Source organism: Bacillus cereus group sp. MYBK222-1 (genome assembly GCF_051916425.1).
GTDB classification, from domain to species: Bacteria; Bacillota; Bacilli; order Bacillales; family Bacillaceae_G; genus Bacillus_A; species Bacillus_A paranthracis.
The window spans coordinates 878,898-905,708 of sequence record NZ_JBQAGP010000001.1; the positions used below are offsets into that span (position 1 = coordinate 878,898).

Below are 26,811 nucleotides of genomic sequence, written 5' to 3' on the forward strand. Positions count from 1 at the left end.
AACCATGAAGTTATTTCATACAGCCGATTGGCATTTAGGAAAGCTTGTTCATGGCGTGTATATGACTGAAGATCAAAAGATTGTATTAGATCAGTTTGTACAAGCTGTTGAAGAAGAAAAACCAGATGCCGTAATTATTGCAGGGGATTTATATGACCGAGCAATTCCACCTACGGAAGCAGTAGACTTATTAAATGATGTGCTGCAAAAAATAGTGATTGATTTACAAACACCAGTTATTGCAGTCGCAGGAAACCATGATAGTCCAGATCGTATTCATTTTGGAAGTAGTTTAATGAAGAAACAAGGATTATTTATTGTGGGGCAATTTCAATTTCCATATGAGCCAATTATATTAAATGATGAATATGGGGAGGTTCACTTCCATCTCATTCCTTATGCGGATCCAAGCATAGTGAGACATGTATTGAAAAACGAAGACGTACGTTCTCATGATGATGCGATGCGTATTTTTATGAATGAGCTTTCTGAAACGATGGATAAAGAAGCTAGACATGTATTTGTTGGTCATGCATTTGTAACTTCTGCGGGCGAAGCGGAAGAGAATACAAGTGATGCTGAACGACCGCTTTCAATTGGTGGTGCTGAATACGTGAATAGTCATTATTTTGATAAGTTTCATTACACAGCGCTTGGACATTTACATCAAGCGCATTTTGTACGTAATGAGACAATTCGATATTCAGGTTCTCCACTTGCATATTCTATTTCTGAAGAAAAACATAAAAAAGGATATTATATTGTGGAATTGGACGAGCAAGGTGAAGTAACAATTGAAAAAAGGTTACTTACACCACGCCGTAAAATGCGAACAGTAGAAGCGAAAATAGATGAATTGTTACAACATCCAGTAAGTGAAGATTACGTGTTTGTAAAATTATTAGATGAAAATCCTGTCTTGCAGCCAATGGAAAAAATACGCTCTGTTTATCCAAATGCAATGCATGTTGAAAGAGCCATTCAAAGACGAGAGTTCACTGAGTCAAATGAAGTAACTGTTTCAAGACATAAAATGGATGATTTATCATTATTAAAGGCTTTTTATAAAGAAATGAAAGGCTTAGATTTATCAGAAGAGAAAGAACGTCTATTTGTAGAAGTATTACAAACAGTGCAAGAACGGGAAGGTGAACGAGGATGAGACCGATTCAGCTTATTATGACGGCATTTGGCCCATATAAACAGAAAGAAGTAATTGATTTTGACGATTTGGGAGAGCATCGTATTTTCGCCATTTCTGGAAACACGGGCGCCGGAAAGACAACGATTTTTGATGCGATTTGTTATGTTTTATATGGTGAGGCAAGCGGAGAAGAACGAAGTGATACGAGCATGCTCCGCAGTCAATTTGCTGATGATAATGTGTATACAAGCGTAGAATTAACCTTTCAGTTAAAAGGGAAACGTTATGAAATAAAACGACAACTGGGACATAAAAAACAAGGGAACAAGACGATTACGGGACATGCAGTAGAATTATATGAAGTAATTGATGAAGAGAAGATTCCGGCTGTTGATCGTTTCCATGTAACGGATGTAAATAAAAAAGTAGAAGATTTAATTGGTTTAAGTAAACATCAATTTAGCCAAATTGTTATGTTACCGCAAGGGGAATTCCGAAAACTATTAACATCTGAGACAGAAAACAAAGAAGAGATTTTGCGTCGTATTTTTAAAACAGATCGTTATAAGTTAATGCGTGAGTTACTTGACCAAAAACGAAAACAATGGAAAGACGTCTTACAAGAAAAACAGAAAGAGCGAGAGTTATATTTCCGTAATGTTTTTAAATTACCAATTCGTGATGGAGCATTATTAGAGACATTAGTGGAACAAGACCATGTAAATACGCATCAAGTAGTAGAGGCATTAGAACAAGAGACAGCTGCGTATAAGGCAGAGGTGGAGCAATTACAAGTAGAACAAGATATTCAAACGAAGCAATTAAAGGATGCTGAAACACGTTTTCATGCAGCGAAGTCTGTAAATGAGAAATTTATAGATTTACAACAAAAGAATGAGAAATATAATACTTTACAAGAAAAACGTTCAGTAATTGAAATGAAAGAAATATCTTTTAAGCGTGCGGAACAAGCGAAGCGCTTATTACCATTTGAACAGTGGTACGAAGAAGCAATGCAAAATGAGCAGAAAGCTGAAAGTTTGTTAAAACAAATTATCGCTAAAAAAGAAAATATAATGAATAATTTTGAACTTGCTCAGGAGAAATATGAAGCAGTAAAGAATAAAGAACCTGAGAGAGAAAATGCAAAAAAACTTGTTCAAAGATTAGAAGAGTTACAACCGATTATTGCATCATTAGCTGAGAAACAGTTGAATTTACAAAATGCAGAAATTCAACTAGGAAAATTAAAAGAAAGTATGCAAAACTTAGATCGACAATTAGAAGAGCATACAAATCAAAAACAGCTAATGTCTGGTGAATTACAGCAATTAGAGCGAGCGCTTGAACGATATGTAGATAAAGTAGAAGAACTAACGAATATGCGAGAAGATGCAAAAGTTTTAAAGCAAGCATATGACGTATGGCAAGAAAAACAAAAATTCGAGCAAGAAAAAGAAACTGCATTTATTAAGATGCAAGAGAAAGTTCGTGCATATGAGAATGTGGAACGTCGCTGGTTAAGTGAACAAGCTGGTATATTAGCTCTTCATCTACATGATGGTGAATCTTGTCCAGTATGTGGCAGCACGAACCATCCGAAAAAAGCTTCAGAGCAAAGTGATGCCATCAATGAAAAAGAGTTAAATGATTTAAGAGACAAGAAGAACATTGCTGAAAAATTACATGTGCAAGTAGAGGAGAAATGGAATTTCTATCATCTTCAATATGAACAAGTAATAGAAGAGGTTAAGAAGCGAGGTTATCGCTCAGAAGAATTAGCTGAAACATATAGTGCGCTTGTTCAAAAAGGAAAACAATTAGCAACTGAAGTGAATACGTTAAAAGCAAGTGAAGAAACGCGTAAGCAAACAGCTGTGAAAATAAAAAGCATAGAAGAAAAAGTAGATGCACTTCAGAAACAAAAACATGAGGTAGAAACAGAACAGCACCGTATAGAAATGGATTGTATGCAGCTTCGTACGTCATATGAACATGATAAGAAAAACATTCCTGAAAACTTACAAACAGTCCAAGCTTGGAAAGTCCAGTTTGACCAAGCTATGCATGAGCTCAAATTAATGGAGGACGAATGGAAGAAAGTGCAGGAGGCGTATCAACATTGGCAAAATGAAAATATACGTATTCAAGCAGAACAGGAAGGTGCTTCTAATCAATTTGAAAGTGCAAAATCGAAGAAAGAAGAGACTTTCACGCGCTTTATGAAAGAGCTTGAACAGAGTGGATTTACAGATCAAATTACGTATAAAGAAGCGAAATTAAGTGATGCCGAGATGGATATGTTACAAAAAGAAATTCAAAGCTATTATTCATCTCTTGAAGTACTTGCAAAACAAATTGAAGAGTTACAGGGTGAATTAAAAGATAAAGAGTATATGGATATTACAGCGTTAGGTGAACATATAAAAGATCTAGAAATTAACCTTGATATCATTAAAGAAAAACGTCAACGTGCGCAAAATGCGGTAACATATATTTCTGATTTACATGAAAATATTAGACGTATTGATGAGCAAATTCATGAGGAAGAAAAAGCTTTCCAAGAACTTGTTGACTTATATGAAGTAATGAAAGGTGATAACGAAAGCCGTATATCATTTGAACGTTACATCTTAATTGAGTATTTAGAACAAATTGTTCAAATTGCAAACGAACGATTACGTAAATTATCAAATGGACAATTTTATTTAAAACGAAGTGAACGAGTTGAAAAGAGAAATCGTCAAAGTGGATTAGGTCTAGATGTATACGACGCGTACACAGGCCAAACACGCGATGTAAAAACTCTATCTGGCGGCGAGAAATTTAATGCATCGCTTTGCTTAGCGCTCGGAATGGCAGACGTCATTCAAGCATATGAAGGTGGTATATCCATCGAAACGATGTTTATCGACGAAGGATTCGGTTCATTAGATGAGGAGTCATTAACAAAAGCTGTAGACGCATTAATTGACTTACAAAAATCAGGCCGATTTATCGGTGTCATTTCACACGTTCAAGAGCTGAAAAACGCAATGCCAGCTGTATTAGAAGTAACGAAGCAGAAGGATGGGTGTAGTCAGACACGGTTTGTGGTGAAGTAAGTTCAATTGTAATTCATATTATTTGCGATTCTTTAGTATAGAACTTTTGATAAAATAAAGGGGCTGTCTCATAAGTCTCTTTCGAAGTAAGATCACATGAAATCGAAAAGGCAGAAATGTTATAAAATCAACATTTCTGCCTTTCACTTTTTATACGATTTTGGCTAAAAAGCATCTTTTGGGACAGCCTCTTTATTTGTTATTCAAAATTAGATAATTCACCTATGAGTTATCTGTAGAAGACGGCGTATTTTCCAAACGATTATAAGCTTTAAAAGCCGAAATTGCCGAGATAACACCACCTACTAAAAATAAAGCCGATCCACCGACCAAAATGATACGACTGACATATGTTTCGCGCGCTTCTTCAACTTCTTCTTGTAACATTGTAGGCATTTGAATTCCCCCTAAATAACATTTATTTTGTAGATAGTATATACAAACGCCTAAAATATGTTAAAATCACTGGATAGTGTTAGGAGGAAATATGTAGTTAGATGTGAATTATTTGAAAAATCTTCATTACAAATTTATGCGAACTTCACATAGAGCACATATTAACATTGTATTATGTATATGTACCAAATAAATAAAGTGAATGTAAGTTCTGTTTTCAAAAATTTAAAATCCTTTTATTTCTATATGAAAGTTTTAATCGAGGGTTTTAAAAATTTTGGAAATAGATCTTATAAAAATGGAATTCATATAAAAGGGGAATGTCTTATGACAACATATACGAGTGAAATGAAAAAAACTTTAGTTTCAGAAGAAGATGTAGATATTTTAAAAATTATGGCGCATCCAATCCGACTGCAAATTGTAAATGAATTAAGTACAAGAAAAACTTGTAATGTAACACAATTAACAGAGTTACTGAACATCCCGCAATCTACTGTTTCACAACATTTATCAAAAATGAAGGGTAAAGTGTTACGAGCAGAGAGAAGAGGTTTAGAAATTTATTATCATATTAACAATTTAAAAGCGAGTAAGATTGTTAATGTTTTAGGGTATATAAACTAGTGAAATATTTTTATATAAAATAGCCCCTGCTGTTTAGCAGGAGCTATTTTGTGTTGTTTTATGTATTTGCATTTAAAACTTTATAGTTTTTATGATTTACAATTGTTCGATCAAATTCAAAAGTACCACCGCTTACATTTGTAATTTCAACTAAGACCGATTCAGTATAAAGTTTTAATACAGATCCTGTAATCTTTAAATTGTTTCGTTGAAAAAGTATAGTATCCCCTACGTTTGCTTTCATAGTACCTCCTCATTAAAGACAGAAATATTTTTTATTATATATATTAAACCACGTATAAGTATATTAGTGAATATTTAGTTTTATTTATCAAAAAAATATTTGTAGTCTAATAGAAGAGTATAAAGTACTCCTATGCTAAAAGTTATATTTTATTATAAGCAAAGTAAATTGTTTTCAGCATCAGTGAAACAATATTTCTATGTAATATATACTGCAGCTAAACAAATTATTTAAAAGACAAATACTATGTAGCCCAAAACGTAAAGTAAATAAGTAAGGGTTTTTTAGGAGTACAAAAAAATATATGTTTAGGAATAAGATCCCTTTTGGTGAAATTCCAATTAAAAACATAGAAAAACTTCAATATAAAAAGGTAATCAATTACAAATGGAGAAGTAATATATACGAAAGGAGAGATTTATATGAATAAAGGGAAAAAACAAGTTAGTCAACTTAGTTTTCTGGTGAATTTTTTGAACGACAAGGGGAGTTGTGTAAAGATTTAATAGTATCCCCTTGTGAAAAAATGGTTGGGGGAATATATAAATGATAACAGAAATGAATATTAAAGTAGTTTGTGAAGAAGCATTTTCAAAAAGAGAAATAAAAATTTTAGAGACATTTCTTTCAACTTTAGCGGGGCATTCTAACGCTCTCGTTACAAAAGAGGGGATGTTTTTAAATCCTTTAAGTAAAGAGAAGAGTGTGATGTATTATCACAACTTTGTATTTGTAAAATCACTTACAGAAGAAATGTGTGCAGAATTAAAAGAAGTTTTAACAAGACGTATTAAAAATGCTTTCATTATGATGGAATTTGTAGAGCCAATTATTACATTTGAAGAAACAATTATAAATGTATAAAGAAAGTCAGGCTTATGAATTAATTTAATAAAACCGTCTCTTTAATGTTTATTAAAGAGACGGTTTTATTGTTTTACTATTGAAAAAAGGATTCAAAAACATATGTAAATTTAACTTATACAAAACAATATGAACAACTATTACGTATTTAAAAAACATTTTTTTGTATTTCATCCTTCGTTTTCTGTAACTGATTCCATGTTTTTGACGCCTTGTCTTGTAAGTGCTTACATAACTGAAAACATCTTATACAATGAGGGTGTTAAATCAAAAGAGATGACCAAAATGAACATAAAAAAACAAGACTTAGCGAAAAGCATTGAAATAGAAAGAGGAGGCGGAAAGGTATGAAAAAATCAAAGGTTAATCCATGGCTTGTTGTCCTTGGTACAGTAATAGTTCAAATGGGACTTGGAACGATATATACATGGAGTTTATTCAATCAGCCTTTAGTTAGTAAATACGGTTGGAGTCTTAACGCGGTTGCGATAACTTTCTCAATTACTAGTCTTTCCTTAGCATTTTCAACTTTATTTGCAAGTAAATTGCAAGAAAAATGGGGACTTCGTAAACTTATTATGATAGCTGGACTAGCATTAGGACTAGGATTAGTACTTAGTTCACAAGCTTCTTCGTTAATATTGCTTTATATACTAGCAGGAGTTGTTGTAGGTTACGCAGATGGTACAGCTTATATTACTTCACTATCTAATTTAATTAAGTGGTTCCCTGAACGTAAAGGTTTAATCTCTGGTATATCTGTAGCTGCATATGGTACAGGTAGCTTAATTTTCAAATATATAAATGCAAAGTTAATCGATTCCGTTGGTGTATCGCAAGCGTTTATATATTGGGGTTTAATTGTTACAGCTATGATTGTCCTTGGAGCTTGTTTAATCCATCAAGCTGCTGATCAAGGTGCAGTTCAGGAAACAAACACTCATGAATATACAATGAAAGAAATGTTAGGCACAAAACAAGTATACTTATTATTCATCATGTTATTTACATCATGTATGAGTGGCTTATACTTAATTGGTATGGTAAAAGACATTGGTGTTCAACTTGTAGGGCTTAGTGCAGCGACAGCAGCTAATGCGGTGGCTATGGTTGCAATATTTAACACATTAGGTCGTATTATTCTAGGACCGTTATCAGATAAAATTGGTCGTTTAAAAATCGTTACGGGTACTTTTGTGGTTATGGCGAGTTCGGTATTAGTTCTAAGTTTCGTAGATTTGAATTACGGTATCTACTTCGTATGTGTAGCAAGTGTAGCGTTTTGTTTTGGTGGAAATATTACTATTTTCCCAGCTATTGTTGGTGATTTCTTCGGTATGAAAAACCATAGTAAGAATTACGGAATTGTGTATCAAGGATTTGGATTTGGAGCGCTTGCAGGTTCCTTTATCGGTGCACTTCTAGGTGGATTCAAACCAACCTTTATGGTGATTGGCGTACTATGTGTCGTGTCATTCATTATCGCAATTTTAATTCGAGCACCTAAACAGAAAAAAGAACAAGAAGAAGCGTATCGCAGCGTAGCATAAGTATATAAATCTTCTATAACACTATAGTTACGAAAAAGCATCCTGTTAAATAGGGTGCTTTTTTGAGTTATTTTAACAAGGTTAAATTACTTTTTATTTTTTTTGATATAAAAGTGAGTGAAATATCCGTTTGGATTATATTGGAATATAATAAATCGATACATCGTATTCGAAATATGTATTAAATCTTAAATAATAAAGAAAATATGAATTGATGTTTGCAAGATATATTTTCAGACAAATATTGAGAAAATAAATGTTCGACTTTTTGTTAAGGCTTTGTAACTGAAGAGACCTTCAGTTTATCATCTTCAATTTTTACAAAGAGGAGTAAGAATTAAAGTATTAATGTAAGTGTTTATTAATACTTTTAGATGTAATTGTATTGAAAAGCACTAAAGTTTTTATCTGAAAAATAAAAATAGGTTGACAAGTTTATTGAGAAAGATTATCATTTCGGTGTAAGAACATTAAATGAAAAACATTATCAATGAATAATATTTTAATGAAAAGTACACTTGACCAATTAGTTTAGTAAGTGTATTATTTTTTACATCGATAATGATAATCATTATCATTATTTGTTTAATTAGATTGATTTTTAAATGAAAGGATAGAGGAAATGAACTTAGGGGAATTTGATGGGAAAACTGTTTTAGTAACAGGTGCAGCTCAAGGTATAGGTAGTGTTGTTGCTAAAATGTTTTTAGAAAGAGGAGCTACAGTTATTGCGGTTGATCAAAATGAAGAGGGATTAAACGAACTCTTAAATGAAATACATTTGAAAACGTTTTGCTTAGATGTGAGTGATAGTACCGCAGTTGAACAGATGGTAAATGATATTGAAAATGAAATAGCGCCAATAGATATATTAGTAAATGTTGCAGGGGTTTTACGTATGGGAGCGATTCACTCGTTAAGTGATGAAGATTGGAATAAAACGTTTTCTGTAAATTCTACAGGAGTTTTCTATATGTCCCGAGCAGTAAGTAAACATATGATGCAAAGAAAGTCAGGGGCAATTGTTACAGTTGGTTCAAATGCAGCAAATACGCCGAGAATGGAGATGGCTGCATATGCTGCATCAAAAGCTGCTACGACGATGTTTATGAAATGTTTAGGATTAGAACTTGCAGCGTATAACATTCGCTGTAACGTAGTTTCTCCAGGTTCTACTGAAACTGAAATGCAAAGGTTACTATGGGCTGATGAGAATGGAGAAAAAAATATAATTGCTGGTTCTCAAAGTACATATAGACTCGGTATACCGTTACAAAAAATTGCACAGCCTTCAGAAATTGCTGAAGCAGTATTGTTTTTAGCTTCAGATAAAGCTAGTCATATTACAATGCATAATTTATGTGTTGATGGCGGAGCTACATTAGGCGTTTAATAAAAAATTCAGGGGGTTACTATACAATGAAGGAATTTACGGCTGTAAAGGAACTGTCAGAAAAATTACTAGAAGATTATAAGACTGAATCTTCATTCTTTTTCGCTTCACCAACTCGAACGATATTAGCAGAAGGAGAGTTTACTACAGTAAAGCATCATGAAATTGAAAGTTTTCCAGAGCTTGTACAAGCAGTGTTACGTAATGCAAAACAAGCAGGAAATCCGAATCCTATCGTCGTCGGTGCCTTGCCATTTGATCGTAGAAAAGAAGTTCAACTTATCGTACCAGAATATAGCAGAATTTCTGAGCGTTTACAATTGAATACAACAAATCAGTTTGAAACAAATGAGAACGTAACATTCGAAATGACGTCAATGCCAGCGCCTGAAGTGTATATGAATGGTGTGAAGCAAGGAATTGCAAAAATAAAGGGCGGGGATTTAAAAAAAATCGTTCTATCCAGATCGTTAGATGTTAATTCTTCCGAAAAGATTGATAAGCAAAAACTTCTTCGAGAATTAGCAGCGCATAATAAGCATGGATATACATTTGCTGTGAATGTATCGAAAGATGAAAATGAGAGTAGTAAGACGTTAATTGGAGCGAGCCCTGAATTACTCGTCTCACGTAATGGTATGCAAGTTATTTCTAATCCGTTAGCTGGTTCAAGGCCACGTAGTGAGGATTCAGCTGAAGATAAGAGAAGAGCAGAGGAATTACTTTCTTCTCCAAAAGATTTACATGAACATGCGGTAGTAGTAGAAGCAGTTGCTGCAGCGCTTCGTCCGTACTGTCATACATTACATGTTCCGGAAAAGCCATCCGTTATTCATAGTGAAGCGATGTGGCATTTATCTACTGAAGTGAAAGGTGAACTAAAGGATCCGAATACTACTTCTTTGGAATTAGCAATTGCTCTTCATCCGACGCCAGCAGTTTGCGGCACACCGATGGAAGAAGCGAGAGAGGCGATTCAAAAAATTGAGCCATTTGACCGTGAATTCTTTACAGGAATGCTAGGGTGGAGTGATTTAAATGGAGACGGTGAATGGATTGTTACAATTCGTTGTGCTGAAGTACAAGAAAATACACTCCGTTTATATGCAGGAGCGGGCGTTGTTGCTGAGTCAAAACCAGAAGATGAATTAGCAGAAACATCAGCTAAGTTCCAAACAATGTTGAAAGCATTAGGATTAAATGATAGTTCACTTAATGAAAAGTAGGGGGCAGAAAGAATGCTAACAGGTTATACAAAATGGCCAAAAGAATTTGCTGATCGTTATCGAGAGGAAGGGTGTTGGCTTGGGGAAACATTTGGCGGGATGTTAAGAGAGCGAGCTGAAAAATATGGCGATCAAATTGCAGTTGTAAGTGGTAATACGCATATTACGTATAGTGAGTTTGATAAAAAAGTAGATCGATTAGCTTCAGGGCTACTGAATTTAGGAATAAAGCAAGAGGATCGAGTTGTAATCCAGCTACCTAACGTTATTGAGTTTTTCGAAGTATGTTTTGCACTATTTCGAATTGGGGCACTTCCTGTTTTTGCATTACCTTCACATCGAAGCAGTGAAATTAGTTATTTTTGTGAGTTTGGTGAGGCGAGTGCTTACGTTATTTCAGATAAAGCTCTCGGTTTTGATTATCGAAAACTAGCAAGAGAAGTGAAAGAGAAAGTGCCAACTTTACAACATGTAATTGTAGTGGGAGAAGAAGAAGAATTTGTGAACATAAGTGATTTATATATAGATCCCGTTCCATTACCAGAAGTTCAGCCAAGTGATGTTGCGTTTCTCCAATTATCAGGAGGGACAACAGGACTTTCTAAATTAATTCCTCGAACGCATGATGATTATATTTATAGTTTACGTGTTAGCGCTGAAATTTGTAATTTAAGTGCAAAGAGTGTCTATATGGCCGTTCTTCCAGTAGCACATAATTACCCGATGAGCTCTCCTGGAACATTTGGAACTTTCTATGCGGGTGGAAAAGTAGTGCTGGCAACTGGAGGTAGTCCAGATGAGGCATTTGCACTTATTGAAAAAGAAAAAGTTACGATTACTGCTCTCGTACCACCATTAGCAATGATATGGCTTGATGCTGCATCTTCACGTAATAACGATTTATCGAGTCTAGAAGTGATTCAAGTAGGTGGCGCGAAATTTAGTGCTGAAGTTGCAAAACGTATACGCCCTACATTTGGATGTACATTACAGCAAGTATTCGGTATGGCGGAAGGATTAGTGAACTATACAAGATTAGATGATCCGGAAGAAATTATTATTTATACACAAGGTAGACCAATGTCTGCACTCGATGAAGTACGAGTTGTTGATGAAAATGACAACGATGTAAAACCTGGCGAAGTAGGTAGTTTATTAACAAGAGGGCCATATACAATTCGTGGTTATTATAAAGCAGAAGAGCATAATGCACAATCGTTTACAAAGGATGGATTTTATCGCACAGGAGATCTTGTGAAAGTAAATGAACAAGGTTACATCATTGTAGAAGGAAGAGATAAAGATCAAATTAATCGTGGTGGTGAGAAAGTTGCCGCGGAAGAAGTTGAAAATCATCTATTAGCACATGTTGCAGTACATGATGTAGCGATTGTATCTATGCCTGACGATTATTTAGGAGAACGTACTTGTGCATTTGTTATAGCTCGCGGACAAGCTCCGGCAGTAAGTGAATTAAAAAAATTTTTAAGAGAGCGTGGTATAGCAGCTTATAAGATTCCAGATCGAATTGAATTTATTGAATCATTCCCGCAAACAGGCGTTGGAAAGGTAAGCAAAAAAGAACTACGTAAAGTCATTGCTGAAAAACTTATTACAGTAAAACAATAATAAAAACCGGAAGGAAGTGATTAGATGGCTATCCCATCTATTTCAGTATATAAAATGCCAATTGAATCAGAACTACCAAAAAATAAAGTGGATTGGAAACCAGATCCGAAACGTGCGGTTCTTCTAATCCATGACATGCAAGAATATTTTCTTGATGCATATAGCGATAAAGAGTCACCGAAAGTAGAACTCATTTCAAATATTAAGGTGATAAGAGAAAAATGTAAGGAACTTGGTATACCAGTTGTTTATACAGCGCAACCGGGTGGACAAACACTAGAACAACGAGGGTTATTACAAGATTTTTGGGGGGACGGTATTCCTGCTGGACCAGATAAAAAGAAAATTGTCGATGAACTTACTCCTGATGAGGATGATATATTCTTAACAAAATGGAGATATAGTGCATTTAAAAAGACAAATCTATTAGAAATTTTAAATGAACAAGGAAGAGATCAACTCATTATTTGCGGTATTTATGCGCATATTGGCTGCCTTTTAACAGCTTGTGAAGCATTTATGGATGGAATTCAGCCGTTCTTTGTAGCGGATGCAGTTGCTGATTTTTCACTAGAACATCATAAACAAGCGTTGGAGTATGCGTCAAATAGATGTGCAGTAACGACATCAACTAATAGTTTGTTAACAGAGTTACAAGGTTTAAAAGATGATGATGAAATCACTTTACAAAAAGTACATGAACTAGTTGCACAATTACTTCGTGAACCAGTAGAGAGTGTTGGGACTGATGAAGATTTATTAAATAGAGGACTTGATTCGGTCAGAATTATGAGTTTAGTAGAGAAGTGGCGTCGCGAAGGAAAGGAGATTACTTTTGCGGATTTAGCAGAGAACCCAACAGTTGTTGATTGGCATCGCTTATTATCTCTGCAAACAGAACGTGTACTTTAATATAGACTACATAATAAAGGGGTAGTGAAGAATGCCTAATAGTCAAAAGATTCGTCATTCGTTATCATCTGCGCAGTCTGGTATGTGGTTTGCGCAACAATTAGATCCGCTTAATCCAATTTATAATACTGGGGAATATGTAGAAATAAACGGAAATATTCATCAAGACATTTTTGAATTAGCTGTACGTAAAGTTGTAATGGAAGCAGAAGCACTTCATGTTCGCTTCGAAGAGGATGAAATTGGCCCATGGCAAGTTATTGAAGAATCACAGTTTCATATGCATTTTATTGACGTTCGTAAAGAAGAAAATCCTGAAGAGGCTGCTAAAGCATGGATGAAAAATGATTTATCTATGCCAGTCGATTTGAAAAAAGATACTTTATTTATTGAAGCACTTATTCAAGTTGAAAATAATCGTTTCTTTTGGTATCAGCGCATCCATCACATTGTGATGGATGGCTATGGATTTTCACTTCTTAGCCAAAAGGTAGCGAATGAGTATACATCACTTATAGAAGAAACAAACAAGAATGAAAAGACATTTGGTTCTCTTGCAAAAGTTGTGCAAGAAGATATGGAGTATCGTGAGTCTAAACAATTTCAGGAAGATCGTGCTTTTTGGTTAGAAAAATTTGCGGATGAACCAGACGTTGTAAGTTTGGCAGAACGAGCACCGAGAACATCCAATGGATTTTTACGTGAAACAGCTTATTTATGTAGTTCTAGTACGAAAGCTTTACTAGAAAATATCAATATTTCGTTAACAAGTTGGCCGGAATTCATTGTCGCTGTAACAAGTATTTATATGCATAAATTAACAGGTGAAAATGATATTGTTTTAGGTTTACCGATGATGGGGCGTCTAGGTTCTGCATCTATTCATACACCGAGTATGGTAATGAATTTAGTACCACTTCGTCTTACTGTAACCCCAAATATAACTCTCGTAGAATTATTACAGCAAGTTTCTAAAGAAATCCGAGACGTACGTCGCCATCATAAATACCGTCATGAGGAATTAAGAAGAGACTTAAAGTTATTAGGTGAAAATCAAAGGTTATTTGGACCGTTAGTGAATGTTATGCCTTTTGATTACGGGCTTAACTTTGGTGGGAATCGTGGTATTACACATAATTTATCAGCAGGACCTGTCGATGATTTATCAATAAATGTATATAAACGTTTTGATCAAAATGAGCTAATGATTCATTTTGATGCGAATCCGGAAGTATATAATGGTGTGGAGCTAGCATTGCATAAAGAAAGATTTATGCAATTATTAGAATTAATGATAAATGCTTATCAAAAAGACGAGTCGATTGGAAAAATAAATATTACTCTTCCTGAAGAAAATCATAAAGTTTTATTGGAATGGAATGAAACGAAGGAAGACGATGAGTTAATCAGTCTACCTATATCATTTGAAAAACAAGTGCAAAAAACTCCAAATAAACTAGCGATTACTTGTGACGGTGTAAACTTTACGTATAAAGAGCTAAATGAACGAGCGAATGAACTAGCACATTATTTAGTAGAAGAAGGAATAAGACCAAATCAGTTTGTAGCTTTAGTATTTCCAAGATCAATAGAAATGGTAACTAGTATGCTAGCAGTTTTAAAGGCTGGTGCAGCGTATTTACCAATAGATCCAGAATACCCAGCTGAGCGAATAAATTATATAGTAAATGATGCAAAACCAGTTTGTATCATAACACATTCATCTGTTTCATCTAAGTTAGTTATAGAAAATGATATGAAAAAAATTATATTAGATGACGAAGAAACGAAACTAGCATTACATACATATTCTCGTATGAATATAGAATGTAAGAATGATGTATCAATTTTAAACCCAGCCTATACAATATATACTTCAGGCTCAACGGGTAACCCAAAAGGTGTAATTGTTCCTATGAGAGGTTTAAGTAACTTTTTAATGGCTATGCAACAAAAGTTTTCGTTACATGAACATGATCATTTATTAGCAGTGACAACATTTGCGTTTGATATTTCTGCTCTAGAAATTTATTTACCTCTTATTAGTGGTGCAAGTTTAACAATTGCGCAAAAGGAAGACATTCAAGAGCCTTCTGCATTAACGACACTTTTACAGGAAGAAAGAGTGACCATTATGCAGGCTACACCGACGCTTTGGCAGGCGTTAGTAACTGATTATCCAGAGAAGCTACAAGGGCTAAACATACTAGTTGGTGGTGAAGCTCTTCCAGCGCATTTAGCAAATAAATTAAAAGAATTAGGTTGTTCATTAACTAATTTATATGGACCAACTGAAACGACTATTTGGTCTACTGTCATGAACATCGATGAAAGGGAAAGTGGTATACCTCCTATTGGAAAGCCAATTTGGAATACAGACGTGTATGTATTAGATGCAGGTTTACAACCAGTACCACCTGGAGTAATTGGTGAATTGTATATTGCAGGGGAAGGGCTTGCAAGCGGATATTTAGGAAAACCGGAGTTAACAGCTGAACGGTTTGTTGCAAATCCTTATGGAAAACCAGGGCAGCGCATGTACCGTACAGGTGATCTAGTAAAATGGCGCAGTGATGGTGTTTTAGAGTACATGAACCGCGCAGATCATCAAATTAAAATTCGTGGTTTCCGAATTGAATTAGCTGAAATTGAAATGGTATTACAACGCCATGAAAATATTAAGCAAGCAGTGGTTATGGTACGAGAAGATCGTCCAAATGATAAACGAATCATTGCGTATATTGTTGCCGAAGAGAAGGAAACGATTCATCTTTCAGAAATTCGTTCTTATGTTTCAGAAAGTTTAGCGAATTATATGGTGCCATCAGCATTTGTATGGCTAGAAGAATTACCATTAACGCCAAATGGAAAGGTTGATAGAAAGAAATTACCTGCTCCTGATTTTAATGGCATGAACAATGAGAGAGTTGCTAGAAATCCGAAAGAAGAAATATTATGTGATTTATTTGCAGAAGTACTTGGTGTTTCTCGCATTAGCATTGATGATAATTTCTTTGAAATGGGTGGACATTCGCTTCTTGCATCGCGTTTAATGGCAAGAATTCGTGAAACGTTAAGTGTCGAATTAGGAATTGGAAAACTATTTGAATCGCCAACTGTTGCTGAATTAGTGAAACAATTGGATCGAGCAAAAACTGCAAGACCAGCGATTAAGAAAGTAAGTAGGCCAAATGAAGTTCCACTTTCATTTGCACAGCGTAGATTATGGTTCTTACATTGTTTAGAAGGTCCAAGTCCTACTTATAATATTCCGTTAGTCATTCGTTTGTCTGGAAAGTTGAACGAGGGAGCATTACAAGGTGCCTTTTATGATGTAGTCGAGAAACATGAAACACTTAGAACAATTTTCCCTAACGTATTAGGTAGTTCCTACCAGGAAATTTTACATATGGAAAACTTAAATCTTGAAATGATTATAACAAATACATGTAAAAATGAATTAGAAAGTGTACTTGCGGAGGCTGTAAGATATAGCTTTAACCTCGATGTTGAACCAGCAGTTCGTTTGCAACTATTTACAGTGAATGAAAACGAACATGTATTACTAATTCTATTGCATCATATTGTAGGGGATGGCTGGTCGTTACAACCGTTGACGAGAGATTTTACAGCGGCGTATAAAGCGCGATGTCAAGGGAACAAAGTACAGCTGGAGACACTTCCAGTTCAATACGCAGATTATGCACTTTGGCAACAGCAATTGTTAGGGGATGAAACTACACAAGAAAGTCTCATTTCAACACAATTAGATTTTTGGAAGAAAGAGTTAAAGGGATTACCAGATCAATTGGAGTTACCTACAGATTATCAGCGTCCAATGGAAACGAGTTACAGAGGAGAAACAATTCATTTTCATATAGATGCAGGTATGCATAGTAGGTTAGTAGAGCTCGCACGGAAAAACGGAGTTAGTTTGTTTATGGTATTGCAAGCAGGACTAAGTGCGCTATTTACAAGATTAGGTGCAGGCACTGATATACCAATTGGAAGTCCGATTGCTGGAAGAAATGATGATGTACTTTCAGATATTGTTGGTTTATTTGTAAATACATTAGTGTTACGTACAAATACTTCAGGAGATCCAAGTTTTAAAGAATTATTAAATAGAGTGAAGCAGGCAAATCTTGCAGCTTATGAAAATCAAGATGTTCCATTTGAACGACTCGTTGAAGTGTTAAACCCGGTGCGTACTCGAAATAGTCATCCGCTATTTCAAGTTATGTTAGCTTTCCAAAATACGCCAGAAGCAATCTTTGATGTCCCGGATATAGAAACGAGCCTTGAAATTCAAAGTGTTGGCTCTGCGAAGTTTGATTTAACATTTGAAATTAGTGAGAGTCACGGGGTTGATGGTACTCCGAACGGTTTACATGGTTTACTAGAGTTTAGTACCGATTTATATAAACATGAAACGGTTCAAAAACTAATAGAACGATTCATTTTGTTATTAGATGATGCGGCGACAAATCCAGATCAATCCATTGGCAGATTAGAAATATTAACTTTAGCAGAGAAAAATACAGTGTTAGAAAAGTGGAATGGTGGTTTTCAAATTGCACCAGAAATGACATTGCCACAATTATTTGAAAAGCAGGTTCATATTAATCCAAATGCTATTGCTGTCGTCTTTGAAAATAAGAAATTAACTTATGAAGAGTTAAATAGAAAAGCAAATAAAATAGCTCGATTCCTAATAGCAAAAGGAATTGGTCCTGATCAACTCGTTGCTTTAGCGATGCCAAGATCATTAAACATGGTTGTAAGCTTATTAGCTGTTCTTAAAGCTGGTGCTGGATACCTTCCGTTAGATCCAGATTACCCAGCAGACCGTATTTCTTTTATGCTACACGATGCGAAACCATCATGTGTTTTAACGAATTCAGAAGTGGAAATTGAATGTAATGAGGCACTAAAAGTTTTAGTTGATAATGTAAAAGTAATAGAAGAAATTGAGAAACATAGTGAAGACAATATTGATGAAATGGAGCGCGTGAAGCCATTAACTCCATCACATATTGCTTACGTTATTTATACATCAGGTTCAACAGGTAGACCGAAAGGCGTTATGATACCTCATCAAAATGTAGTAAGACTTTTAGGAGCAACTGATCATTGGTTCCAGTTTGATGGAAACGATGTGTGGACGATGTTCCATTCATATGCTTTTGATTTCTCGGTTTGGGAAATTTGGGGACCTTTATTATACGGAGGGCGCTTAGTTGTAGTTCCACATACTGTAAGTCGCTCGCCGAAAGAATTTTTACAGCTTCTTGTTAAAGAAAAGGTAACTGTTTTAAACCAAACTCCATCAGCGTTCTATCAATTGATGCAAGCAGATCGTGAAAATAAAGAGATTGGCCAACAATTATCTTTACGATATGTTGTTTTTGGAGGTGAAGCACTTGAGCTAAGTCGATTAGAAGATTGGTATAGTCGACATCCTCATAACGCACCGAAGCTTATTAATATGTACGGTATTACTGAGACGACAGTACATGTTAGTTATATTGAGCTAGATGAGAGTACCGTTTCTTTACGAGCAAATAGTTTAATTGGGTGCAGTATACCTGATCTTAAAGTATACGTATTAGATCATTATTTACAACCAGTGCCACCTGGAGTAGTTGGAGAAATGTATGTTGCAGGTGCAGGGCTTGCTCGTGGATATTTAGGAAGGGCAGGTTTAACTGCAGAACGTTTTATTGCAGATCCATTTGGCAAGCCAGGTACAAGAATGTATCGTACTGGAGACTTAGCACGCTGGCGTCAAGATGGGACGCTAGATTATATAGGACGTGCAGATCATCAAATAAAAATTCGTGGATTCCGAATTGAATTAGGAGAAATAGAAGCGGTCATAATGAAACACCCTACAGTTGAGCAAGTAGCAGTTATTGTACGGGAAGATCAACCAGGGGATAAACGATTAGTTTCTTATATCGTCGCATCAAATAATGAAGCGATTGATATGAATGAAATGCGTCAGTTTGCTAGTGGTAGTTTACCAGATTATATGGTTCCATACGCTTTTGTAGTAGTAAATGAGTTCCCTTTAACTCCGAACGGTAAGTTAGATAGAAAGGCATTGCCAGCTCCAGAATTTATCATATCATCTTCTAGTCGTGGACCAAGAACACCGCAAGAAGAAATGTTATGTGACTTGTTTACAGAAGTGCTAAGTGTACCTCAAATTGGAATTGATGACGGATTCTTTGATTTAGGTGGTCATTCACTCCTTGCAGTGCAGCTTATGAGCCGTATTAAAGAAGCACTTGGGATCGAATTAAATATCGGAACTTTATTTGCAGCACCTACTGTTGCAGGCCTTGCTGAAAGACTTGAAGTGGGAAATGGACAAAGTGCACTCGATGTGTTGCTTCCGTTACGAGCAAGCGGAAACCAATTGCCACTATTTTGTGTACACCCAGCAGGTGGATTAAGTTGGTGCTATGCAGGACTTATGAAATCTTTAGGAACAGATTATCCAATCTACGGCGTGCAAGCACGTGGTATCGCTAAAAATGAAGAACTTCCAAGAAGTTTAGAGGAAATGGCAGCGGATTATTTAAAACACGTTCGTGAAGTACAGCCTCACGGACCATATCGTTTACTCGGTTGGTCGCTCGGAGGAAATGTTGTGCATGCAATGGCAGCGCAACTACAAAATGAAGGGGAAGAAGTAGAATTACTCGTTATGCTAGATTCTTATCCTGGTCACTTCCTACCGAATACGGAAGCGCCTACTGAAGAGGAAGCGTTAATCGCATTACTTGCTTTAGGCGGATATGACCCAGATAACATGGATGGTAAACCACTTACGATGGAAAGTGCAGTTGAAATCCTTCGTACAGATGGAAGTGCATTAGCAAGTCTTGAAGAAGAGACTATATTGAACTTGAAAGAAACATATGTAAATTCGGTAGGATTATTAGGGAGATACGTACCGAAAGTTTATAATGGAGATATTTTATTCTTTAGATCTACTGTTATACCAGACTGGTTTGATCCTATTTCTCCAAATACATGGCTAAATTATTTAGATGGGAAAATTATGCAGCATGATATTGACTGTAGACATAAAGATCTATGTCAGCCAGGTCCACTTACGGAAATTGGACAAGTATTAGCGAAATATTTGCAGAATAAGAAAGGGGTAAGGAGAGTATGACGAATCCATTTGAAAATGATAATTACACATATAAAGTATTAATAAATGAGGAGGGCCAGTATTCTCTCTGGCCTGTCTTTCTTGATGTACCTATTGGGTGGAATGTCGTACATGAAGAAGCTAGCAGGCACGATTGCTTACAATATGTTGAAAATACCTGGACAGATTTGAATCCAAAAAGTAATCAAGCTGGTGAAAAAATAGTAGTAGGAAAACGATAATGAAAGCAAAAATAAATCCAAAAGTAGTTGTAAGCATCGTATATATAACAGCGATGTTTATGGCTGCCATGGACGCAACGATTGTAAATGTAGCACTGCAAACGATAAGTAAGGAACTGCAAGTGCCACCATCTGCTATGGGGACAGTTAATGTTGGATATTTAGTTAGCTTAGCTGTTTTCCTTCCGATTTCTGGTTGGTTAGGAGATCGATTCGGTACGAAAAGAGTATTTCTAGCTGCTCTTTTCGTATTTACAACCGCATCTGCGTTATGTGGGATAGCGAACGATATTACATCCTTGAATATTTTTCGTATTATTCAAGGTGCTGGTGGGGGGCTTTTAACACCAGTTGGGATGGCGATGTTATTCCGAACATTTTCACCAGAGGAAAGGCCGAAAATTTCTCGGTTTATTGTGTTGCCAATTGCTGTCGCACCGGCAGTAGGACCAATTATTGGTGGCTTTTTTGTAGATCAAATGTCTTGGCGCTGGGCATTTTATATTAATCTACCATTTGGAATTGTTGCATTGCTATTTGGACTTCTATTTTTAGCAGAGCATGTTGAAAAATCAGCTGGTCGCTTTGATTCTCTCGGCTTTATTTTATCAGCACCAGGATTTGCGATGCTCATATATGCACTCAGCCAGGGACCGTCAAAAGGGTGGATTTCTCCAGAAATTATGAGTACTGGGATAGCTGGGGTTGTATTCATTACATTGTTTATAATCGTCGAACTGAAAGTAAAGCAACCGATGTTAGATTTACGCTTATTAAAAGAACCAGTCTTTAGAAAGATGAGCCTTATTTCATTATTTTCATCAGCTGGTTTACTAGGAATGTTATTTGTTTTTCCGCTTATGTATCAAAATGTAATAGGAGCATCCGCACTGGAATCAGGTCTTACTACATTCCCAGAGGCCATTGGATTAATGATATCGTCACAGATTGTGCCATGGTCATATAAGAAATTAGGAGCTCGTAAGGTAATTTCTATAGGGGTAATTTGTACGGCGATTATCTTTATTTTATTAAGTTTTGTAAATCACGATACGAACCCTTGGCAAGTACGGGTATTATTGTTTGGCATAGGTATTTTCTTAGGCCAATCAGTTGGAGCAGTTCAATTTTCTGCATTTAACAATATAACGCCGCCTTCTATGGGGAGAGCAACTACTATATTTAATGTGCAAAATCGATTAGGTTCAGCGATAGGAGTTGCTGTTTTAGCTAGTATACTAGCCGGTTTTGGAAATAGCAGTGTACAACATAATACTCATTCAGATTTATTGCCATATCAAGCAGCATTAATTGGATCAGCAATATTTTTACTCGTAGCATTACTATTTTCTTTACGTATTTCTGATAAAGAGGTAATGTCAAAAAAGAAGAAAAAACCGTTACCTGTATTACAAAAAGAGAAAGAAGTTGTAAATGAATAAGTTTGAAAATGGTCTTTTGAAATAAAATGATATTGGTATTTAGAAGGAGAGAGTTTACATGATAGAAAGTAAAGTTGTAGATTCTATACCGATTTTGAATGAGAATGATTGTCAAATATGGTGGGGAAGAATTTCGGATTTACAATCATGGCATTACAATTTACTAAATGATGTTGAACGAAAGAAAGCAAATTCATATCATCATTCGGCAGATCGTGCTCGTTTTATAATCGGTTGTGTAATTAGTAGATTAGTTCTAGGTAAAATACTTTCTATGTCACCAGTTCAAGTGCCAATTGATAGGCTGTGCCCAGTATGTAAGTTACAACATGGTAGACCACAATTACCAGAGGGGATGCCGCAGTTATCGGTTTCACATTCGGGTGAGTGGGTTGTAGTTGCATTTACAAAGTCTGCACCTGTAGGCGTTGATGTTGAACAAATGAATCCAGATGTTGATGTTATGAAAATGGTAGAAGGCGTATTAACCGACATTGAAATAGCGCAAGTTATGAAGTTGCCAAATGAACAAAAAATAGAAGGTTTTTTAACATATTGGACTAGAAAGGAAGCTGTGCTCAAAGCGACAGGTGAAGGTCTAATGATTCCACCAGTGGATATTACTATATCAGCTCCAAATGATCCTCCAAACTTGTTAGTTTTTCAGGATAGACAAGAGTTAGTAGAAAATACAGTGATGAGAGATTTAAGGCCAAGTATAGATTATATAGCTTCAATTGCAATATGTAGTAAAGAAGTCACCGAAATCATACAGCTGGATGCAGTAGCGCTTTTAAATTATAAATAAGTTTAATAAAATATTTTATAGAAGAGGTGTTCCTCATGCTAGTAGCGGAAAATAGAACAAATGAATCCACTTATAATGTACAAGCAATTAAAAATATTTTATTTTCTGGAGATACATCATCTATTCATGCTTTAGAAAAGTTATTGAATGATACAGTTCAGTTTGATGTTCTAGAACAAGAGGTGCTGGATAGACAGTATATCCCGAAAGAAGCAAAGAGTTTCTTTGATAAAAACGGAACATTTCTTTACCGTGTATCCAATATTAGTTATAAAGGGAAAGTATTATCTGAAAATCTCATTTTTGCGGATACCTCGTTTTTACCAAATACAATAAAGAGGGAGCTAGAGAGTGGAAACATTCCAGTTGAAAAACTTATAGAAAAGATGGAAGTAAGAAGGAACGTATTATATGAAGGATATCAGCCTTCTGGGAATATTATTGAATTATTTGATGGATGCTCTGTTTCGGCGCATGTGTATCCAACAAGAAAATATCAAATTGTAAGTAACTGCAGATGCATATTTTATATTTGCGAGGTGTATCATGCAGAAAATATAAAGCAATTACTAAATTAAAACAAGAAACCAGCCTATAAAATGGCTGGTTTCTTGTTTATTTCACAGCTTCTTTTAACTCTTTACCTGCTTTAAATGCAGGAACTTTACCAGCAGCGATTTGAATTTCTTCGCCGGTTTGTGGATTACGTCCTGTACGAGCAGATCTTTCACGCACTTCAAAAGTTCCAAAGCCGATTAATTGAACTTTATCGCCAGACTGTAATGCAGTAGCAATTGTGTCAAATACAGATTGTACAGCTGCAGAAGCATCCTTTTGAGAAATATCAGCTGATTGTGCGACATTTTTAATTAATTCTGTTTTGTTCATGTTTTCACCTCATAAAAAAATTTTTTGGAATGAATGATTTAGTATAATAGATAGTAAAGATAAAGCTATTTATATTGTTAGAAAGAATGCTATATAGTTATGTTAATTTCGTTGCAGGAAACTGAATCCCTGCTAATAATTAGGGATTAATTAAGAAATGATGCATAGAAAACGCTATAATATGAGGATGAGGGGGAGTATACGGATGATTTTTCGTGAAAAGGATGAGAAAGAAAGTACATTAATTCGTCAACATGATCATGGTTTTTTAGCTGGAGAGATTGCAAAGCATATAAAAGAAGATTTTTTTGAAGATGACACATATTTAAAAGAGACAATTGATGCAATATATGAGCATGATAGAGGATGGATAGAACTTGATAAAGTACCAATTTTAAATGATGCTAAAAATATTCCATATACATTTATGGATTGTCCAAGTTCATTACGTTTTGTCTTTTATACGATTGGTTTGAATGAAATTGAAGATTCCAATCCATACGGAGCATTACTTTGTAGTAAGCATTTTTTATCATTTCCATTAAATGAGGAAGATGAAGAGATGATGTCATTTTATACAGGGGAATTGGAACGACAAAAAAGAATATTGACGACCCTAACAAAAGAACAATTTGCGATGTTCGATAAACATTATAGATTATTAAAGTTTTGCGATGAACTTTCTTTATATGTCTGTATGAATAAACCGGGTGTAGAAAAGGAAGAGGAAATTGATTTGTTTAAAGATGGTTTTGAAGGAACAGAAATGTTTAATAGTAAGGAGGAGAAACCTATACAAGCTGAATGGGTGGACAAGGAAACAATTCGGATTACACCGTTTCCATTTCAAACGGAATTTCATACGTATGTAAAATATAAAACTATAAATAAACAAGAAATTGAAGAAAAAGGAATTGCAAAAGCTGATAGAGAATCAGAAATAAAGAAACAAACTATTCGTTTCATACAATAAGGAGGCGATTTCGATTGAAAGAGTACATGTTAAAACAAGTGGATTACCATGCTTGGGCTAATCTACGATTATTCAATCGACTAAAAGAATTACCAAACTATGAGACGATTTTTACTGAACAGATGCAGAGTGTATTTCCATCAATCAAGGATACGTTTGCCCATATTTATATTACAGATCAAGTGTGGTTACACATATTGCATGGTAAAAGTATGAATGAAACAATACAAGGCCGAGAAGATTTACGAAAACAAGTGGAAAACAAATCGTTACATGAATTAGAAAAAATGTTTGAAAACATGGCAGATCAATATAAAGACTTTTTAAGTACAATACAAGATGTGAATGCTGTATTTGTTATCGAGAATCCATATGTAGGAAAATTAGAAACTTCAATTTTAGAGTTAGTACAACATGTCGTAAATCATGGTACATATCATAGAGGAAATATAACAGCGATGATTCGTCAACTTGGTCATTCGTCGACAATGATGGATTTTGTACTGTATTTACATATGGTGCAGAAGGAATTGAAATAGTTGAAAAAAGAATGGCTTATCTATAATAAGCCATTCTTTTTTAGTGATTAACTTGCCTGTCTTTTATGACTTTTTTTCAATTTCTCTGCTTGTAAAAAGCGATTCGTTTCAGCAACAACAATACCACTTAACCCAATAAGACCAATTAAGTTTGGAATCGCCATAAGTCCATTTGCAATATCCGCAAATGTCCATACGATGCCTAATTTTAAATTCGCACCAATAGCAATCATGACAATAAAGATTGCTTTATAATATTTAACAGCACTTTCTCCAAATAAATAAGCCACGCATTTCTCACCGTAATACGACCAGCCTAAAATAGTAGAGTAGGCGAATAAAATAATTGCGATACCAAGAATCATACTACCAGCAGTACCGAATACAGATTGAAACGCAAGTGTTGTAGCTTCAACCCCAGTTTTACCAGACTTCCATGCACCTGTAGTAATTAATACTAGCCCTGTAATTGTACATACAATAAACGTATCTAGAAAAGTACCAGTCATTGAAACTAAAGCTTGCTTTGCAGGGGAATCAGTTTTTGCAGCCGCCGCGGCAATAGGGGCACTCCCTAAACCAGCTTCGTTCGCAAATACGCCGCGCGCCATTCCAATTTGAATAGCTGATGCAACTGTTGCACCGATAAAACCACCAGCAGCTGCAGTACCATTAAACGCACCAGAAAAAATAAGTGAAAATGCTTCAGGAATTTGATCGTAGTGATAGAAAATAATGATAAGACCAGCAATGATATAAAAGAAAGCTTTAATAGGAACAACATATCCTGTTACTTTCCCAATTTTTTTTACACCGCCTAAAATAACGATAGCGATTAAAAATGACATTACTATACCAGTTAAAGCAGGAGGGAAAGAGAAATTAATTCGCATTGCCTCTGCAACTGAATTAGATTGCACCATATTCCCGATACCGAAAGAAGCAGTTGTACCGAATATAGCAAATAAAACTGCAAGCCACTTCTTACCTAAACCACGTTCTAAATAGTACATTGGTCCACCTGAATATTCACCATTTTCATTACTAACACGGTATTTCACCGCAAGAATTGCTTCGGCATATTTTGTTGCCATACCAAACAAAGCAGTAATCCACATCCAAAAGATGGCACCAGGTCCACCAATCGTCACAGCAGTTGCAACACCAGCTATATTTCCCATACCAATCGTTGCCGCCATAGCTGTCATAAGTGCTTGGAAGTGGCTAATATCTCCAGAGGAAGATGTATCTTCTGATTTTTTAAAAGCTAGTTTGTGAGCGTATAATAGTTTACTAAACTGTAAACCTTTTAAACGCACTGTGAGAATAATACCAGTACCAACGAGTAACAACAACGTTGGTAATCCCCACACATAGTGATTGATTTGTTCTAATACTTTACTTACTGTCTCCATCTTTATTCTCCTTTTTTAGAAAAAATAAAAACCACTTCAAGTAAATGAAATGGTCTCTGGAGAAACAAGGGATAGAAAAATAAACCGATACAAATCGGCATTTTCTTTCGCTTGTCTCTGTCCTTTTACCTGAGAGATTATCCGCTATAGTAGCGGATTTGCTCCTTCGGTGCTCGTTTTCCTCCGCGCTATTTAAAGCGGGAGGGAGTCTCTCCAGAGATTCGTCCCCATGCAGTTCTACTTGTAA

20 protein-coding genes and 1 riboswitch are annotated in these 26,811 nt (G+C 35.4%); of the genes, 16 read left to right on the forward strand and 4 right to left on the reverse strand.

Annotated features, from left to right (window positions below; genetic code table 11):
• Positions 1-4: 4 nt before the first annotated feature.
• Both ACTFR9_RS04445 and ACTFR9_RS04450 read left to right on the forward strand, forming a co-directional pair.
• Positions 5-1,162, forward strand: a complete 1,158-nt coding sequence (locus tag ACTFR9_RS04445; RefSeq protein WP_000765138.1) for an exonuclease SbcCD subunit D — start codon at positions 5-7, stop codon at positions 1,160-1,162.
• Entirely contained in the window at positions 1,159-4,248 is a 3,090-nt protein-coding gene (locus ACTFR9_RS04450; RefSeq protein WP_001247429.1) for an AAA family ATPase, read from the forward strand. The genes ACTFR9_RS04445 and ACTFR9_RS04450 overlap by 4 nt, the downstream gene beginning before the upstream one ends.
• A 222-nt stretch (positions 4,249-4,470) precedes the next feature.
• On the opposite strand, the gene ACTFR9_RS04455 is transcribed toward ACTFR9_RS04450, so the two are convergent.
• Complete coding sequence (locus ACTFR9_RS04455) at positions 4,471-4,644, reverse strand: hypothetical protein (RefSeq protein WP_001142747.1); 174 nt, start codon at positions 4,642-4,644, stop codon at positions 4,471-4,473.
• A 327-nt stretch (positions 4,645-4,971) separates the two neighbouring features.
• Between ACTFR9_RS04455 and ACTFR9_RS04460 the strand changes: the two genes are divergently transcribed.
• Positions 4,972-5,271, forward strand: a complete 300-nt coding sequence (locus ACTFR9_RS04460) for an ArsR/SmtB family transcription factor (protein ID WP_000214794.1) — start codon at positions 4,972-4,974, stop codon at positions 5,269-5,271.
• Between the two features lie 58 nt (positions 5,272-5,329).
• Here the strand turns inward: ACTFR9_RS04460 and ACTFR9_RS04465 are convergent, their stop codons facing one another.
• Complete coding sequence (locus ACTFR9_RS04465; RefSeq protein WP_000646792.1) at positions 5,330-5,515, reverse strand: YkvS family protein; 186 nt, start codon at positions 5,513-5,515, stop codon at positions 5,330-5,332.
• 546 nt (positions 5,516-6,061) lie between these two features.
• On the opposite strand from ACTFR9_RS04465, the gene ACTFR9_RS04470 reads away from it, so the two are divergent.
• From ACTFR9_RS04470 to ACTFR9_RS04520, 11 genes are all read left to right on the forward strand, one after another.
• A complete protein-coding gene (locus ACTFR9_RS04470) occupies positions 6,062-6,379 on the forward strand; it encodes a hypothetical protein (protein ID WP_000627294.1) in 318 nt (105 codons plus the stop codon).
• Positions 6,380-6,726: 347 nt separating this feature from the next.
• A complete protein-coding gene (locus tag ACTFR9_RS04475) occupies positions 6,727-7,929 on the forward strand; it encodes an L-lactate MFS transporter (protein WP_000748916.1) in 1,203 nt (400 codons plus the stop codon).
• 622 nt (positions 7,930-8,551) lie between these two features.
• Positions 8,552-9,322: a 2,3-dihydro-2,3-dihydroxybenzoate dehydrogenase gene (gene dhbA / locus ACTFR9_RS04480; RefSeq protein ID WP_001048422.1), complete on the forward strand. Its 771-nt coding sequence runs from the start codon at positions 8,552-8,554 to the stop codon at positions 9,320-9,322.
• Positions 9,323-9,348: 26 nt separating this feature from the next.
• Positions 9,349-10,548 (forward strand): isochorismate synthase DhbC, encoded by a 1,200-nt coding sequence (gene dhbC, locus ACTFR9_RS04485; RefSeq protein ID WP_000657802.1) that lies wholly within the window; start codon positions 9,349-9,351, stop codon positions 10,546-10,548.
• A gap of 12 nt (positions 10,549-10,560) precedes the next feature.
• Positions 10,561-12,177 (forward strand): (2,3-dihydroxybenzoyl)adenylate synthase, encoded by a 1,617-nt coding sequence (locus ACTFR9_RS04490; protein WP_000955343.1) that lies wholly within the window; start codon positions 10,561-10,563, stop codon positions 12,175-12,177.
• Between the two features lie 24 nt (positions 12,178-12,201).
• The gene (gene dhbB / locus ACTFR9_RS04495) at positions 12,202-13,089 is read left to right on the forward strand and encodes an isochorismatase (RefSeq protein ID WP_001007245.1); all 888 of its coding nucleotides are present in this window, start codon (positions 12,202-12,204) and stop codon (positions 13,087-13,089) included.
• A gap of 31 nt (positions 13,090-13,120) precedes the next feature.
• Positions 13,121-20,278 (forward strand): amino acid adenylation domain-containing protein, encoded by a 7,158-nt coding sequence (locus tag ACTFR9_RS04500; RefSeq protein WP_229136355.1) that lies wholly within the window; start codon positions 13,121-13,123, stop codon positions 20,276-20,278.
• The gene (locus tag ACTFR9_RS04505) at positions 20,275-20,499 is read left to right on the forward strand and encodes an MbtH family protein (protein ID WP_000184064.1); all 225 of its coding nucleotides are present in this window, start codon (positions 20,275-20,277) and stop codon (positions 20,497-20,499) included. The genes ACTFR9_RS04500 and ACTFR9_RS04505 overlap by 4 nt, the downstream gene beginning before the upstream one ends.
• Complete coding sequence (locus tag ACTFR9_RS04510) at positions 20,499-21,941, forward strand: MDR family MFS transporter (protein ID WP_000644784.1); 1,443 nt, start codon at positions 20,499-20,501, stop codon at positions 21,939-21,941. The genes ACTFR9_RS04505 and ACTFR9_RS04510 overlap by 1 nt, the downstream gene beginning before the upstream one ends.
• 58 nt (positions 21,942-21,999) lie before the next feature.
• Complete coding sequence (gene sfp, locus ACTFR9_RS04515; RefSeq protein WP_229136354.1) at positions 22,000-22,749, forward strand: 4'-phosphopantetheinyl transferase Sfp; 750 nt, start codon at positions 22,000-22,002, stop codon at positions 22,747-22,749.
• A 35-nt stretch (positions 22,750-22,784) separates the two neighbouring features.
• A complete protein-coding gene (locus ACTFR9_RS04520; RefSeq protein WP_000959145.1) occupies positions 22,785-23,327 on the forward strand; it encodes a hypothetical protein in 543 nt (180 codons plus the stop codon).
• A 37-nt stretch (positions 23,328-23,364) separates the two neighbouring features.
• On the opposite strand, the gene ACTFR9_RS04525 is transcribed toward ACTFR9_RS04520, so the two are convergent.
• Positions 23,365-23,637: an HU family DNA-binding protein gene (locus ACTFR9_RS04525; RefSeq protein WP_001043907.1), complete on the reverse strand. Its 273-nt coding sequence runs from the start codon at positions 23,635-23,637 to the stop codon at positions 23,365-23,367.
• A 205-nt stretch (positions 23,638-23,842) separates the two neighbouring features.
• On the opposite strand from ACTFR9_RS04525, the gene ACTFR9_RS04530 reads away from it, so the two are divergent.
• Together ACTFR9_RS04530 and ACTFR9_RS04535 are read left to right on the forward strand one after the other, a co-directional pair.
• A complete protein-coding gene (locus tag ACTFR9_RS04530) occupies positions 23,843-24,610 on the forward strand; it encodes a DUF3891 family protein (protein WP_000577275.1) in 768 nt (255 codons plus the stop codon).
• A 14-nt stretch (positions 24,611-24,624) separates the two neighbouring features.
• Complete coding sequence (locus ACTFR9_RS04535; RefSeq protein WP_229136353.1) at positions 24,625-25,149, forward strand: DinB family protein; 525 nt, start codon at positions 24,625-24,627, stop codon at positions 25,147-25,149.
• A gap of 47 nt (positions 25,150-25,196) precedes the next feature.
• On the opposite strand, the gene ACTFR9_RS04540 is transcribed toward ACTFR9_RS04535, so the two are convergent.
• Positions 25,197-26,564 (reverse strand): alanine/glycine:cation symporter family protein, encoded by a 1,368-nt coding sequence (locus ACTFR9_RS04540; protein ID WP_076856534.1) that lies wholly within the window; start codon positions 26,562-26,564, stop codon positions 25,197-25,199.
• A gap of 107 nt (positions 26,565-26,671) precedes the next feature.
• Positions 26,672-26,791, reverse strand: a riboswitch (glycine riboswitch).
• Positions 26,792-26,811: the final 20 nt, after the last annotated feature.

Bases quoted from the DNA above. Each gene is read 5' to 3' on its own strand.
- dhbA (WP_001048422.1), top strand. From the start codon at position 8,552: ATGAACTTAGGGGAATTTGATGGGAAAACTGTTTTAGTAACAGGTGCA.
- ACTFR9_RS04500 (WP_229136355.1), top strand. From the start codon at position 13,121: ATGCCTAATAGTCAAAAGATTCGTCATTCGTTATCATCTGCGCAGTCT.
- ACTFR9_RS04505 (WP_000184064.1), top strand. From the start codon at position 20,275: ATGACGAATCCATTTGAAAATGATAATTACACATATAAAGTATTAATA.
- ACTFR9_RS04490 (WP_000955343.1), top strand. From the start codon at position 10,561: ATGCTAACAGGTTATACAAAATGGCCAAAAGAATTTGCTGATCGTTAT.
- ACTFR9_RS04525 (WP_001043907.1), bottom strand. From the start codon at position 23,637: ATGAACAAAACAGAATTAATTAAAAATGTCGCACAATCAGCTGATATT.
- ACTFR9_RS04520 (WP_000959145.1), top strand. From the start codon at position 22,785: ATGCTAGTAGCGGAAAATAGAACAAATGAATCCACTTATAATGTACAA.
- ACTFR9_RS04470 (WP_000627294.1), top strand. From the start codon at position 6,062: ATGATAACAGAAATGAATATTAAAGTAGTTTGTGAAGAAGCATTTTCA.
- ACTFR9_RS04465 (WP_000646792.1), bottom strand. From the start codon at position 5,515: ATGAAAGCAAACGTAGGGGATACTATACTTTTTCAACGAAACAATTTA.
- ACTFR9_RS04460 (WP_000214794.1), top strand. From the start codon at position 4,972: ATGACAACATATACGAGTGAAATGAAAAAAACTTTAGTTTCAGAAGAA.
- ACTFR9_RS04540 (WP_076856534.1), bottom strand. From the start codon at position 26,564: ATGGAGACAGTAAGTAAAGTATTAGAACAAATCAATCACTATGTGTGG.
- dhbC (WP_000657802.1), top strand. From the start codon at position 9,349: ATGAAGGAATTTACGGCTGTAAAGGAACTGTCAGAAAAATTACTAGAA.
- ACTFR9_RS04450 (WP_001247429.1), top strand. From the start codon at position 1,159: ATGAGACCGATTCAGCTTATTATGACGGCATTTGGCCCATATAAACAG.
- ACTFR9_RS04530 (WP_000577275.1), top strand. From the start codon at position 23,843: ATGATTTTTCGTGAAAAGGATGAGAAAGAAAGTACATTAATTCGTCAA.
- ACTFR9_RS04475 (WP_000748916.1), top strand. From the start codon at position 6,727: ATGAAAAAATCAAAGGTTAATCCATGGCTTGTTGTCCTTGGTACAGTA.
- sfp (WP_229136354.1), top strand. From the start codon at position 22,000: ATGATAGAAAGTAAAGTTGTAGATTCTATACCGATTTTGAATGAGAAT.
- ACTFR9_RS04455 (WP_001142747.1), bottom strand. From the start codon at position 4,644: ATGCCTACAATGTTACAAGAAGAAGTTGAAGAAGCGCGCGAAACATAT.
- ACTFR9_RS04510 (WP_000644784.1), top strand. From the start codon at position 20,499: ATGAAAGCAAAAATAAATCCAAAAGTAGTTGTAAGCATCGTATATATA.
- ACTFR9_RS04445 (WP_000765138.1), top strand. From the start codon at position 5: ATGAAGTTATTTCATACAGCCGATTGGCATTTAGGAAAGCTTGTTCAT.
- dhbB (WP_001007245.1), top strand. From the start codon at position 12,202: ATGGCTATCCCATCTATTTCAGTATATAAAATGCCAATTGAATCAGAA.